This is a genomic window from Terrabacter sp. 05T424 (assembly GCF_056396225.1).
On the sequence record NZ_JBFTLB010000001.1, the window covers coordinates 967,362 to 980,151 of the forward strand.

General features: G+C 70.8%; 11 protein-coding genes. 9 read left to right on the top strand and 2 right to left on the bottom strand.

Features of this window, described 5'->3' with window-relative positions; translation table 11 throughout:
- The first annotated feature begins 65 nt into the window (after positions 1-65).
- Positions 66-2,063, top strand: coding sequence for a TIGR03960 family B12-binding radical SAM protein (locus tag AC1DE0_RS04510; RefSeq protein WP_478097533.1), 1,998 nt, complete (start codon positions 66-68; stop codon positions 2,061-2,063).
- A gap of 199 nt (positions 2,064-2,262) precedes the next feature.
- Here AC1DE0_RS04510 and AC1DE0_RS04515 read toward each other — a convergent pair whose 3' ends face one another.
- Positions 2,263-2,796 (bottom strand): NUDIX hydrolase family protein, encoded by a 534-nt coding sequence (locus tag AC1DE0_RS04515; RefSeq protein WP_478097535.1) that lies wholly within the window; start codon positions 2,794-2,796, stop codon positions 2,263-2,265.
- Positions 2,797-2,927: 131 nt separating this feature from the next.
- On the opposite strand from AC1DE0_RS04515, the gene AC1DE0_RS04520 reads away from it, so the two are divergent.
- Positions 2,928-3,578 (top strand): head GIN domain-containing protein, encoded by a 651-nt coding sequence (locus tag AC1DE0_RS04520; protein ID WP_478097537.1) that lies wholly within the window; start codon positions 2,928-2,930, stop codon positions 3,576-3,578.
- Positions 3,579-3,611: 33 nt separating this feature from the next.
- Here AC1DE0_RS04520 and AC1DE0_RS04525 read toward each other — a convergent pair whose 3' ends face one another.
- Positions 3,612-4,700, bottom strand: coding sequence for a M28 family metallopeptidase (locus AC1DE0_RS04525; RefSeq protein ID WP_478097539.1), 1,089 nt, complete (start codon positions 4,698-4,700; stop codon positions 3,612-3,614).
- Between the two features lie 282 nt (positions 4,701-4,982).
- On the opposite strand from AC1DE0_RS04525, the gene ileS reads away from it, so the two are divergent.
- The 7 genes from ileS (at position 4,983) to mreB (ending at position 12,786) form a co-directional block, all read left to right on the top strand.
- Positions 4,983-8,276 (top strand): isoleucine--tRNA ligase, encoded by a 3,294-nt coding sequence (gene ileS, locus AC1DE0_RS04530; protein WP_478097541.1) that lies wholly within the window; start codon positions 4,983-4,985, stop codon positions 8,274-8,276.
- Complete coding sequence (locus AC1DE0_RS04535; RefSeq protein WP_478097543.1) at positions 8,273-8,872, top strand: GNAT family N-acetyltransferase; 600 nt, start codon at positions 8,273-8,275, stop codon at positions 8,870-8,872. The genes ileS and AC1DE0_RS04535 overlap by 4 nt, the downstream gene beginning before the upstream one ends.
- Positions 8,869-10,260 (top strand): bifunctional folylpolyglutamate synthase/dihydrofolate synthase, encoded by a 1,392-nt coding sequence (locus AC1DE0_RS04540; RefSeq protein ID WP_478097545.1) that lies wholly within the window; start codon positions 8,869-8,871, stop codon positions 10,258-10,260. The genes AC1DE0_RS04535 and AC1DE0_RS04540 overlap by 4 nt, the downstream gene beginning before the upstream one ends.
- Before the next feature lie 27 nt (positions 10,261-10,287).
- Positions 10,288-10,731: a hypothetical protein gene (locus tag AC1DE0_RS04545; RefSeq protein WP_478097547.1), complete on the top strand. Its 444-nt coding sequence runs from the start codon at positions 10,288-10,290 to the stop codon at positions 10,729-10,731.
- A 77-nt stretch (positions 10,732-10,808) separates the two neighbouring features.
- Positions 10,809-11,231: a DUF4233 domain-containing protein gene (locus AC1DE0_RS04550; protein ID WP_478097549.1), complete on the top strand. Its 423-nt coding sequence runs from the start codon at positions 10,809-10,811 to the stop codon at positions 11,229-11,231.
- A 9-nt stretch (positions 11,232-11,240) separates the two neighbouring features.
- Positions 11,241-11,663, top strand: a complete 423-nt coding sequence (ndk, locus tag AC1DE0_RS04555; protein ID WP_478097551.1) for a nucleoside-diphosphate kinase — start codon at positions 11,241-11,243, stop codon at positions 11,661-11,663.
- Positions 11,664-11,760: 97 nt separating this feature from the next.
- On the top strand, positions 11,761-12,786 hold the full coding sequence (gene mreB, locus AC1DE0_RS04560; protein ID WP_478097553.1) for a rod shape-determining protein MreB: 1,026 nt from the start codon (positions 11,761-11,763) through the stop codon (positions 12,784-12,786).
- Positions 12,787-12,790: the final 4 nt, after the last annotated feature.

The window sequence follows — 12,790 nt, forward strand, 5'->3', positions numbered from 1 at the left end:
AGTCCAGGCGTGACGCGCGCCGAACGTTTTTCGCGTGCGGGCGGGACCGCACCTACCATGGTCCAATGCCCGGAGAGTCACTGTTCAACGCCCTCGAGCCCCTGCTGGAGCGGGTCAACAAGCCCATCCAGTACGTCGGTGGCGAGCTCAACTCCACGGTCAAGGACTGGCACGTCGGCGGCCACGGCCCGGCCGGCGAGGAGCTCACCACGCGCTGGGCGCTGATGTACCCCGACGCGTACGAGGTCGGCGTGCCCAACCAGGGCGTCATGATCCTGTACGAAGTCCTCAACGAGCGCGACGACGCCCTCGCCGAGCGCACGTATGCCGTGTGGCCCGACATGGAGGCGCAGCTGCGCGAGGCAGGCCTCCCGCAGTTCACCGTCGACGGCCACCGTTCGGTGCGCGACTTCGACCTCTTCGGCCTCAGCTTCTCGACCGAGCTCGGCTACACGAACATGCTCACGGCGCTCGACCTCGCCGGCATCCCGCTGCACAGCGCCGACCGCACCGACGACGACCCGATCGTCGTCGCTGGCGGGCACGCGGCGTTCAACCCCGAGCCGGTCGCCTCCTTCATCGACGCGGCCATCGTCGGCGACGGCGAGCAGGCCGTCCTCACGGTCACCGACATCGTGGGGGAATGGAAGGCCCAGGGCCGCCCCGGCGGGCGCCGCGAGGTGCTGCTGCGCCTCGCCCGCACCGGCGGCGTCTACGTGCCGGCGTTCTACGACGTGAGCTACCTGCCCGACGGGCGCATTCAGCGCGTGGCCCCCTCGTCCGACGCCCCGGGTGTGCCGTGGCGGGTCGCCAAGCACACCGTCATGGACCTCGACGCCTGGCCCTACCCGAAGCAGCCGCTCGTGCCGCTCGCAGAGTCGGTGCACGAGCGCATGTCGGTCGAGATCTTCCGCGGCTGCACCCGCGGCTGCCGCTTCTGCCAAGCCGGCATGATCACCCGACCCGTGCGCGAGCGGTCGATCACCGGCGTCGGCGAGATGGTCGAGCGCGGCCTCGCCGCAACGGGATTCGAGGAGGTGGGCCTGCTCTCGCTGAGCTCGGCCGACCACTCCGAGATCGCCGAGATGACCAAAGGCCTCGCCGACCGCTACGAGGGCACGCAAACCGGCCTGTCGCTGCCGTCGACCCGCGTCGACGCCTTCAACATCGACCTCGCGAACGAGCTGACCCGCAACGGACGCCGGTCAGGCCTGACCTTCGCGCCCGAGGGCGGCTCGGAGCGCATCCGCAAGGTGATCAACAAGATGGTGTCCGAGGAGGACCTCATCAACACCGTCGCTGCGGCCTACGGGGCCGGCTGGCGGCAGGTCAAGCTCTACTTCATGTGCGGGCTGCCGACCGAGACCGACGAGGACGTGCTCCAGATCGCAGAGCTCGCCAAGAAGGTCATCGAGACCGGCCGCCAGGTCTCGGGTCGCCGCGACATCCGCTGCACGGTGTCGATCGGCGGCTTCGTGCCGAAGCCGCACACGCCGTTCCAGTGGGCCTCGCAGCTCGGCGTCGAGGAGACCGACGCGCGCCTGCTCAAGCTGCGCGAGGCCATCCGGTCCGACAAGCGCTATGGCTCTTCCATCGGCTTCCGCTACCACGACGGCCAGCCCGGCATCGTCGAGGGACTCCTGTCGCGTGGCGACCGCCGCGTCGGTCAGGTCATCGAGGCCGTCTGGCGCGACGGTGGGCGCTTCGACGGCTGGAGCGAGCACTTCTCCTACGACCGCTGGATGCGCCATGCCGCAGAGCAGTTCGCGGCCATGCCCTGGGACGTCGACCTCGCCTGGTACACCACGCGCGAGCGGGGCGAGGCCGAGGTGCTCCCGTGGGACCACCTCGACTCGGGCCTCGACAAGGACTGGCTCTGGGAGGACTGGCAGGACTCCCTCGACGAGACCGAGGTCGACGACTGCCGCTGGACCCCGTGCTTCGACTGCGGAGTGTGTCCCCAGATGGGCACCGAGATCGAGATCGGTCCCACGGGCAAGACGCTGCTGCCGCTCACCGTCCTGGGTTCGGGCCGACAGGAGCTGCTCGAGCACCAGCACTGAGGCGCCCGTGACCGGCCCGGAGAACGCCGGGCCGTATGCCGCGTGACAGGGGAGGATGACCAACGCGGCATACGGCGACTCGGGCCCCGGCGACACCCATCTCTGACGGTACGGACGTCGCAGACGCCGCAACAGGGGATCACCGAAAGCCGTCCGTTTTGCCTGAAGGGCCGTTGTCCGGGCCCCCGCCGTGGGGTGCCTAGACGGGGAAGCCGACGTGGGCCAGCCCCTGGCGCACGAGCACGCCGTGCGACCCCGGCATCTCCCCGAGGGCGGCGAGTGACGCCGCCTCCTCGGGCGTCACCCAGGACAGGTCGAGGGCGTCCTGCTGGGGGCGGCAGTCGCCCGTGACGGCGACGACGAACGCGAGTGACACGGCGTGCTGGCGCGGGTCGTGGAAGGGCGTGACGCCCGGTGTGGGGAAGAACTCGGCGACAGTGAACGGCTGGGGTGACATCGGGACCCGGGGCAGCGCCATGGGACCGAGGTCGTTCTCGATGTGGCGGACCAGGGCGTCGCGCACCCGCTCGTGGTAGAGCACGCGTCCGCCGACGACCTCGTGACCGATGCCGCCGTCGCTGTCTGCGCGCAGCAGCAGCCCGACGTGGGTGACGACGCCGCGCTCGTCGACCCGCACCGGGATCGCGTGGACGTAGAGGATCGGCAGGCGGTCACGGGCGTTGTCGAGGTCCTCGCGGCTGAGCCACGCCCCCGTCGTCTCGACTTCGGTCATGGCCTCATCCTGCCAAACGCGCTCCAGCGGCTGCGAGAGGTCCGCGGCGTGGTCAGCGACGGTGTCCCGAACCGCCGACCGTGCGGGCGACGCGGTGCCATCCTTGGAGGTGGCGTTGATCGGAGACGATGATGCGGCAGCGAGTTCTGGTCGTGGCGGTTGCGGTGGCGGTGGCGGGTGCCTGCGCGGGGTGCTCGGTCACCGTCGGGTCGGGTGCGGTCCGCAGCGAGACGCGGCAGGTCTTCGGCTTCTCCGTCGTGCGGTTGGCCGGTCAGGGGGACGTGCGGATCGTGCGAGGCTCGTCCGAGTCGCTGAAGGTGAGCGCCCAGGAGAACCTGCTCCCGCAGCTCACGAGCGAGGTCTCGGACGGCACCCTGACGCTGGGCACGAAAGACGGCGCGACGATCACGACGAGCGAGCCGATCACCTACGACGTCGCGGTGAAAGACCTCCAGGGGCTCGAGCTCTCCGGTTCGGGCACGATCACGGCTGCCGGGCTGAGCGCCACCGACCTGCGCGTCGAGATCAGTGGGTCGGGCTCGGTCACGGTCGACGGCGCCGCCGACCACCAGGACGTCGAGGTCTCGGGCTCCGGCGACTACAGCGCGGGCTCGCTCGCCTCGAAGGAGGCGACCGTCACCCTCTCCGGAAGCGGCTCTGCCGACCTCGCCGTGAGCTCCACCCTCGACGTGACCATCTCGGGCAGCGGGTCGGTCACCTACGCGGGCGACCCCAAGGTGACCCAGTCGGTCACGGGTTCCGGTTCCGTCGGCCGACGCTGACGCCTCGTCCTGCCGTCCACTCGCGGCCGGGCGTCAGCCGAGCGACCAGAGCCACGCCCACACGACCGCACCCGACCGGGAGAGCTRTCCCTTGTCCACGACGGACGGCACGTCACCCGCCGAGTGGTAGGCGGCATACGGCACGCTGCCGAGGCGGGCGGCCGGGATGCCGATGCTCTCGAACGAGACGTGGTCGCTGGCGCGGTTGGTGCACGGCTTGGTTGGCACCGGCACCGGCCACGCGGCCGCAGCGGCCCGGATGGCGACTGCCAGCGTCGACGCGCCTCGTCCGCCCGCGCAGACGGGCACGGCCGCGGCGCGCACCCCGACGCGGTCGAGGGCGACCATGCCCCGCACGGCTCGTCGCTCGGCCTGGTCGAGGGTGGCGACGAAGTGCCGCGAGCCGAACGCATACCTGGTGCCGTTCCCGCCTCGTGCCTCCTCTGCGCCGAAGGCGACGAAGCGGACGGGAAGTGCCGCAGGCTGCTCACGGACCATCCGCGCGACCTCCGCGAGCACCATGAGCCCCGAGGCGTTGTCCTCGGCCCCCGGAGCCTGGGGGCCCGTGTCGAGATGGGCCCCCACGACGACGTGCGGCTTGCGCGCGTCGAAGCCGGGCGGGTCCGCGACGACGTTGACGGTGCTACCGGCGGGCACGCGTACGCCCCATGAGACCCCGGCGGGCACGGTGAACGGCTGCAGCGTGACCCGGTAGCCGGCGGCGCGCAGCCGTGTCGCCACGTAGGCCGCCGCGCGGTCGCCGGCGGCGCTCGCGGCGTCGCGGGGGCCGATCGCAGCCAGGTCGCGTATGCCGCCGAGCACGTGCTGCACGTCGAACGGCGCCGCGCGCGGGGGCGAGGCAGGGGAGGCGACGCTCGATGTCGATGTCGATGTCGATGTCGGTGTCGGTGTCGGTGTCGGTGTCGGTGTCGGTGTCGGCGTCGCTGAGGTGGTGCGCGTGGGCGTCGGCGCGGGGGAGGCCGTCGGGCCGGGCGCCTGCGTGGCGGGCCGCGCCCCGGTCCCGCCCGACGCCGTGTCGGGCGCCGGCGGCGGGTCGGTGCAGGCAGCGACGGAGAGCGCGAGGGTCACGATGACGACCGGGCACGCCCTGCGGATGGCCATCGCCCACGCTAACCCGCGCGGCTGTGCGCCGGAGTTCGGGCTAGACTGGCGCGCACAGGCGTTCGAGCCGTCATCAGCGGCGAGCCTCCGGAAGAACAGAGCGCGAGCTCCCACTAGACCCGGACGGGTGGGCCCGTCACAGCCTTCGACAAGAGCGGTCGTGTGCGGCCCGCCGGCCTTCGGCGGACGACGTGCGGCAAGCGGGGTGGTACCGCGGCAGCCTCCGGCAGTCGTCCTCGGGCAGGCTACGAGTGACCGACGCGACCGCAGGAGACCACGAGCATGACCTACCCCAAGGTCACCACGAACGACGACGCAGCGCAGCCCGCGACCCCGGCCGGCGTCCCGTCCAACCCGCGCTTCCCCGAGATCGAGGAGCGGGTCCTGAAGTACTGGGACGAGGACGGCACGTTCATCGCGTCGGTCGAGAACCGCGCCGCCGGCACCGACGGCGACAACGAGTTCGTCTTCTACGACGGCCCGCCCTTCGCCAACGGCCTGCCGCACTACGGCCACCTGCTCACCGGCTACGTCAAGGACATCGTCCCGCGCTACCAGACGATGCGCGGCAAGCGCGTCGAGCGCCGGTTCGGCTGGGACACCCACGGCCTGCCGGCCGAGCTCGAGGCGCAGCGCCAGCTCGGCCTCAAGACGAAGCAGGACATCGTCGAGCTCGGCATCGACACGTTCAACGACGCCTGCCGGAGCTCGGTGCTGAAGTACACCGGGGAATGGCGTGACTACGTCACCCGCCAAGCACGCTGGGTCGACTTCGACCACGACTACAAGACCCTCGAGCCCGACTACATGGAGTCGGTCATCTGGGCCTTCAAGCAGCTGCACGAGAAGGGCCTGGTCTACGAGGGCTTCCGGGTGCTGCCCTACTGCTGGAACGACCAGACGCCGCTCTCGAACCACGAGCTGCGCATGGACGACGACGTCTACAAGATGCGACAGGACCCCGCCGTCACGATCGGCCTGCGTCTCGAGACGGGCGAGCTGGCCCTGGTCTGGACGACGACGCCGTGGACCCTGCCGGCGAACCTCGGCATCATGGTCGGCCCCGAGATCGACTACGTCGTCGTCGAGTCCGACGCGACCGGCACGACGGAGCGCTACGTCATCGGTGAGGCGCGCCTCGCGGCATACGCGAAGGACCTGTTCGGGCCCGACGTCGACACCGCCTCGCTCGACGCGAGGGTCATCGAGCGGCTCAAGGGCTCCGACCTCGTGGGGCGGTCGTTCACGCCTCCCTTCTCGTACTACCAGGGCCACGAGCGCGCCCACTTCGTCTTCCCGGCCGACTTCGTGACCACCGAGGATGGCACCGGACTGGTGCACACCGCCGGCGCCTTCGGTGAGGAGGACAAGATCGTCACCGACGCGGCCGGCATCGAGCCCGTCGTGCCTGTCGGCCCCGACGGCCGGTTCACCTGGCCCGTCACCGACTACGAGGGCATGCACGTCTTCGACGCCAACCCGCACATCATCGACCACCTCAAGGCGACGACCCGCGGCGAGGGCGAGACCGGCTCGGTGACCGCGGGCACCGTGCTGCTGCGACGCGAGACCTACGACCACAGCTACCCACACTGCTGGCGCTGCCGCGAGCCGCTCATCTACATGGCCGTGTCGTCGTGGTTCGTCGAGGTCACGAAGATCAAGGACCGCATGCTCGAGCTCAACCAGCAGATCGAGTGGACGCCCTCGCACATCAGGGACGGCCAGTTCGGCAAGTGGCTGGCCAACGCCCGCGACTGGTCGATCTCGCGAAACCGCTTCTGGGGCAGCCCGATCCCGGTCTGGAAGTCCGACAACCCGGAGTTCCCGCGCATAGACGTCTACGGCTCCTTCGCGGAGCTCGAACGTGACTTCGGCGTGGAGGTCACCGACCTGCACCGGCCGTTCATCGACTCCCTGACGCGCCCCAACCCCGACGACCCGTCGGGCGGGTCCATGATGCGCCGGGTCGAGGACGTCCTCGACGTGTGGTTCGACTCCGGCTCGATGAGCTTCGCCCAGGTGCACTACCCGTTCGAGAACGCCGAGTGGTTCGAGCACCACTTCCCGGGCGACTTCATCGTCGAGTACATCGGGCAGACCCGCGGCTGGTTCTACACCCTGCACATCCTCGCGACCGCTCTGTTCGACCGGCCCGCCTTCGAGACGTGCGTCAGCCATGGCATCGTGCTCGGCTCCGACGGGCAGAAGATGAGCAAGTCGCTGCGCAACTACCCCGACGTGCGCGAGGTCTTCGACCGTGACGGTGCCGACGCCATGCGCTGGTTCCTCATGAGCAGCCCGATCCTGCGCGGTGGCAACCTGGTCGTCACCGAGCAGGGCATCCGCGACGGCGTGCGCCAGGTGATGATCCCGCTGTGGAACGCGTGGTCGTTCTTCGCGCTGTACGCCAACACCGCGCGGGGCGGTGAGGGCTACGAGGCGAAGTACTCCACGGCATCGACCGACGTGCTCGACCGCTACCTGATGGCCAAGCTCGGCGAGTTCGTCGGCGACATGAGCGAGCAGCTCGACGCGTACGAGATCGCGGCGGCGTGCGACACGATGCGCGGCTTCCTCGACGTGCTGACCAACTGGTACATCCGTCGTTCGCGCGACCGGTTCTGGGGCGGCGAGTCGGACGAGTCACTGGCAGCCTTCGACACGCTCTGGACGGCCCTCGAGACGGTCACGCGTGCCACGGCGCCTCTGCTGCCGCTCGTCACCGAGGAGATCTGGCGCGGTCTCACCGGCGAACGCTCGGTCCACCTCGCCGACTACCCGGAGGCCGCCGACCTGCCCGCCGACCACGCCCTGGTCGTCGGCATGGACCGCGCCCGGGAGGTCTGCTCGACCGCGTCGAGCCTGCGCAAGGCCCGCGCGCTGCGTGCCCGCCTGCCGTTGGCGGAGCTCACCGTCGTCACGTCCGACCCAGCGGCGCTGGAGCTGTTCCGCGCGATCATCCAGGACGAGCTCAACGTCAAGGCGCTGACCCTCGTCGACGTGGCGAAGGCCAGCGAGGCCGACTTCGGCGTGAGCCAGCGCCTGACCGTGAACGCCCGGGCAGCCGGCCCGCGCCTCGGCAAGGACGTGCAGCTCGCGATCAAGGGCAGCAAGACGGGCGACTGGTCGGTCGACGCCGACGGTGTCGTCACCTCCGGGGGCCTCGCGCTGGTCGAGGGGGAGTACGCGCTGGAGACCGTCGTCGCCGGTGACGCCGCCGACACGGGTGCCACCGCCATGCTTCCCTCCGGCGGGTTCGTCGTGCTCGACACCCGGGTCTCGCCGGAGCTCGCGACCGAGGGCCTCGCCCGAGACCTCGTGCGCGCCGTCCAGCAGGCTCGTCGCGACACCGGTCTGCACGTGAGCGACCGCATCAGCCTGACCATCCAGGGCGGGCCGGAGGTCTTCGAGGCGACGGTCACCCACCGCGACCTCATCGTCGGCGAGACCCTCGCAGCGCAGTTCGCGGCCGCGGGCCCCGAGCACGCGCTGCCCGACGGGCTGCCCGGCACGCCGACCGAGGTGGTCGTCGGCGACAACCATGCTGCGACGATCCTGGTGGTGAAGCGATGATCGTGAACCGTGAGGACGAGCTGGAAGGCACCGACGTGGACATGACCCACGAGCAGGCTCGCGAGGAGCTGGCTGACGCCGACCGCGTGGTCGTGCGAGAGGCGGTCGGCGACGACCTCTCCGGCGTGCTCTCGGTCGGTCACCGCACCTGGCTCGCGACCTACGAGCCGATCGCAGGTCCGGAGTACGTCGCGATGGGTCTGGCGAAGTGGTGGACGAGTGACGTCGTCACCGACTCGATCCGCAAGGGCCGCACGATCGTGGCCTCCCAGGGCGACCACGTCGTCGGCGTGGCGACCTACGGCCTCCAGGACGACGCGTTCGTCCTGTGGAAGCTCTACGTCCTGCCGGGCCTCCACGGGCACGGCATCGGCACCCGGCTGCTCCAGGCCGTCGTCGAGCGGGCGAAGGAGAACGACCAGAGGCGGATCACGCTGTCCTACCTCGAGGGGAACCGACAGGCGGCACGCTTCTACGCCCGGCACGGGTTCGTCGAGACCCACCGCGAGACCCCCGGCTCGGGACTGCCCGAGAGCGTCTGGATGGTGCGCGACCTCGATGCGGGCCACGCCGACCCGGACGGAGCCCAGGCATGAGCGGGCGCCCGGACGCCTCGGCCCTCGAAGCCGCTCGCAACCTCGAGGAGATGAAGCGCATGCGCGAGATCGAGGAGGAGATCCTCGCCCGCGCCCCCGAGAACGACATCGGCCCCTCCCTCGAGCGCATCAACGCGGTCATGGAGCTCGCCGGCGCCCCCCAGCGCAACTACCCGTCGATCCACCTCACGGGCACCAACGGCAAGACCTCGACGAGCCGCATGATCGACTCCATCCTTCGTGAGAGCGGCCTGTCGACCGGGCGTTTCACCTCGCCGCACCTGCACGACATCCGCGAGCGGATCACCCTCTCGGGCAAGCCGATCCCGCGTGAGAAGTTCATCGCCGCCTACGACGAGGTGGCGCCCCTGGTCGAGATCGTCGACGCGAGGTCGCTCGAGGCGGGTGGCCGCCGGATGAACTTCTTCGAAGTGCTCGTGGCGGTCGCCTACGCGGCCTTCGCCGACGCCCCGGTGGACGTCGCGATCATCGAGGTCGGGCTCGGCGGCTCGTGGGACGCCACGAACGTCATCGACGCGCAGGTCGCGGTCGTCACACCGGTCGACCTCGACCACACCCACCTGCTCGGTGACGACGTCGTCGCCATCGCCGAGGAGAAGAGTGGCATCATCAAGGCGGACTCCGTGACCGTCTCGGCGGTGCAGGACGAGGACGTCGCACGCGTCCTGCTCGACCGGGTCGAGGAGGTCGGTGGCGCCCGCATCGTCTTCGAGGGCAACGACTTCGGCGTGCTCGCCCGCGAGGTCGCGATCGGCGGCCAGCAGGTTTCACTGCGCGGTCTGGCGGGGGAGTACCCCGACCTGTTCCTGCCGCTGCACGGTGCGCACCAGGCGAGCAACCTGGCGACGGCCGTCGCGGCCGTCGAGTCGTTCATCGGCGGAGGCGAGCAGCGCATCGAGCACGAGGTGCTCCTGGCTGCCTGCGCGGCGATGACCTCGCCCGGACGCCTCGAGATCGTGCGCAGGTCGCCCACGGTCCTGGTCGACGCCGCGCACAACCCGCACGGCGCCCGGTCCCTCGTGGCGGCGTTGGACGAGTCGTTCGCCTTCACCAAGCTCGTCGGTCTCGTCGGGATCGTCGCCGACAAGGACGCCACCGGCATGCTCGAGGTCCTCGAGCCGGTCCTCGACCACGTCGTGGTGACGCGAAGCTCGTCCCCGCGCGCGCTCTCGCCGGCGAAGCTGGGTGAGCTCGCCGTCGAGCTCTTCGGCGACTCGCGGGTGACCGTCGTCCGTGACCTGCCCGACGCCCTCGAGCAGGCGGTCACGCTCGCCGAGGTGGACGGGATGGGTGGGGGCGTCATCGCCACCGGCTCCGTCATCACTGCCGGCGAGGTGCGCATGCTCCTCGGTCTCACCGACGTCTGAGCCGACGCCCCCACCTAGGCTGGCTGCGTGAACCCCGCCAAGATCGTCCTGATCCTCGCCATCGTGGTCGTGCTCGTCGTGCTCTGGGGCCGCGTCATGGGCCGCAAGGACCCCGACCGTCCCCTCGTCGGGCTCACCGACGGCGTACGCGCCAAGGTCAGCCGTGAGATCAGCGCGGGTCACAAGATCAATGCGATCAAGATCTACCGCGAGGCGACGGGTGCGCCGCTCGCCGACGCCAAGCGGGCGGTCGACAGCTGGTTCGTGCCGGGTCAGGGACCCGGGGTGCGCGACGCCGCGGCGTCGTACACCGAGGGGCGCCTGACCGACGAGGGTCGCGCCCGGATCAGCGAGCTCATCCGCGCCGGTCGCCGCGAGGACGCCATGACCCTGTACGCCGAGGCGACGGGAGCGAGCAGCTCCGAGGCGCAGGCGATCATCCGCAGCTGGGACACCAGCCAGGACTACTGACCCAGGACCACGACCCGGGGCCCCGATCCCTGGGGTTGCAGCCCGATCCACCCCGACAGCACGAGGCAGCCCACCGCATGCGTTCCATCCCGTTCCACGGCCAGACCGGCAAGTTCACCTTCCGCATGCTCGCGACCGTGCTGGGTGGGCAGTCCATCTGCATCCTTCTCGGCGCCCTCGTCGCGCGAGGCGTCAGCGCCGCCAACGACGGCGGGGGGCGCAGCACGGCGTACCTGCTCGTGGGGTTCGGGCTCGGTGCCCTGTGCGTCGTGGCGGCCGGCCTGATGCGCCGCCCGTGGGGGCTCACGCTCGGCTGGGTCGTGCAGGGTCTCACCCTGCTCAGCGCGCTCGTCGTGCCGATGATGTTGGTCGTCGGGATCTTCTTCCTGGCCCTCTGGATCACCTGTCTCGTCAAGGGCGCCCAGATCGACGCCGAGATGGTCCGCCGCGAGGCCGCCGCAGGCGAAGAGCCGTCGGGGAGCCAGCAGCCCGGCCGATAGGGTGCACGGGTGACCATCGAACGCTCCCTCGTCCTCGTCAAGCCCGACGGTTTCCAGCGCGGCCTCACCGGTGAGGTGCTCCGCCGCATCGAGGCGAAGGGCTACACCCTCGTCGGCCTCTCGATCCTCACCCCGACGCGCGAGCAGCTCGCGGCCCACTACGCCGAGCACGAGGGCAAGCCGTTCTACGAGCCGCTCGTCGAGTTCATGAGCTCGGGCCCCGTCACCGCGGTCGTCATCGAGGGGCAGGACTCCATCAAGGGCTTCCGCAGCCTTGCCGGCGCCACCAACCCGACCGAGGCCGCACCCGGCACGATCCGCGGCGACCTCGGCCGTGACTGGGGCACGACGGTCCAGCAGAACATCGTCCACGGCTCCGACTCGGCCGAGTCGGCCGCCCGCGAGATCGGCATCTGGTTCCCCGAGCTCTGACGGGAACACGCGTCACAGAGGCCACACGCGTCACGCATCGCGCGACACGCGCCCGATGCCCTCGGGCCACGTCGGAGACCGCGACACAATCCCGGCCATGAGCACCTGGCCCGCCCTCGGTCGCGACCTCGCGGTCGACCTCGGCACCGCCAACACGCTCATCCACGTGCGTGGTCGCGGCGTCGTCGTCGAGGAGCCGTCGGTCGTCGCCGTCGAGGTGGCAACGGGGCGCCTGGTCGCCGCGGGCAGCCGGGCCAAGGAGATGCTCGGCCGGGCACCGGGCACCATCCGGGCCGTGCGGCCGCTCCGCGACGGTGTCGTCTCCGACGCCGACGAGACCGAGCGGATGCTGCGCTGGTTCATCGACCAGGTGCGCACCTCGCGGCTCGTGCGGCCCCGCATGGTGCTGTGCGTCCCGAGCGAGGTCACGGGCGTCGAGCGGCGGGCCCTGGAGGACGCTGCCACCCGCTGCGGCGCCCGGCACGTCTACATGATCGAGGAGCCGATGGCCGCGGCCATCGGTGCCGGGCTGCCCGTCTACGAGACGGCGGCGAGCATGGTCGTCGACATCGGCGGCGGCACCACCGACGTGGCCGTCATCAGCCTCGGAGGCATCGTCACGTCCAGCTCGCTGCGCATCGCGGGCGACGAGATCGACGAGGCCCTGGTGAGCCACGTCAAGAGCGAGTACTCCCTCCTGCTCGGCGAGCGCAGCGCCGAGGACATCAAGGTGGCGGTCGGGTCGGTGTTCCCGCTCCGCGAGGAGCTGACGACCCGCCTGCGAGGTCGCGACCTCGTAACCGGGCTGCCCAAGACCGTTCAGGTCGGCTCCGCCGAGGTGCGGCGCGCCATCGAGGGGCCGGTGCTGCAGATCATCGAGCTCGTCCGGGCGACGCTCGACGTCTGCCCGCCCGAGCTCGCCGGAGACATCCTCGACCGCGGCATCACGCTCACGGGCGGCGGCGCCCTGCTGCGAGGACTCGACGAGCGCATGCGCCACGAGCTCGGAGTGCCGGTGCGCGTCGCCGAGGACCCCCTCCGTGCGGTCGCGCGAGGCGCCGGACGCTGCGTCGACGAGTTCGCGAGCCTCGAGCGCGTGCTCGTCGGCGACCACCGCCTCTAGCCGT

Excerpts from the sequence above, each read along its gene's own strand:
- AC1DE0_RS04510 (WP_478097533.1), top strand. The coding sequence starts at position 66 with ATGCCCGGAGAGTCACTGTTCAACGCCCTCGAGCCCCTGCTGGAGCGG.
- AC1DE0_RS04515 (WP_478097535.1), bottom strand. The coding sequence starts at position 2,796 with ATGACCGAAGTCGAGACGACGGGGGCGTGGCTCAGCCGCGAGGACCTC.
- AC1DE0_RS04520 (WP_478097537.1), top strand. The coding sequence starts at position 2,928 with ATGCGGCAGCGAGTTCTGGTCGTGGCGGTTGCGGTGGCGGTGGCGGGT.
- ileS (WP_478097541.1), top strand. The coding sequence starts at position 4,983 with ATGACCTACCCCAAGGTCACCACGAACGACGACGCAGCGCAGCCCGCG.
- AC1DE0_RS04535 (WP_478097543.1), top strand. The coding sequence starts at position 8,273 with ATGATCGTGAACCGTGAGGACGAGCTGGAAGGCACCGACGTGGACATG.
- AC1DE0_RS04540 (WP_478097545.1), top strand. The coding sequence starts at position 8,869 with ATGAGCGGGCGCCCGGACGCCTCGGCCCTCGAAGCCGCTCGCAACCTC.
- AC1DE0_RS04550 (WP_478097549.1), top strand. The coding sequence starts at position 10,809 with ATGCGTTCCATCCCGTTCCACGGCCAGACCGGCAAGTTCACCTTCCGC.
- mreB (WP_478097553.1), top strand. The coding sequence starts at position 11,761 with ATGAGCACCTGGCCCGCCCTCGGTCGCGACCTCGCGGTCGACCTCGGC.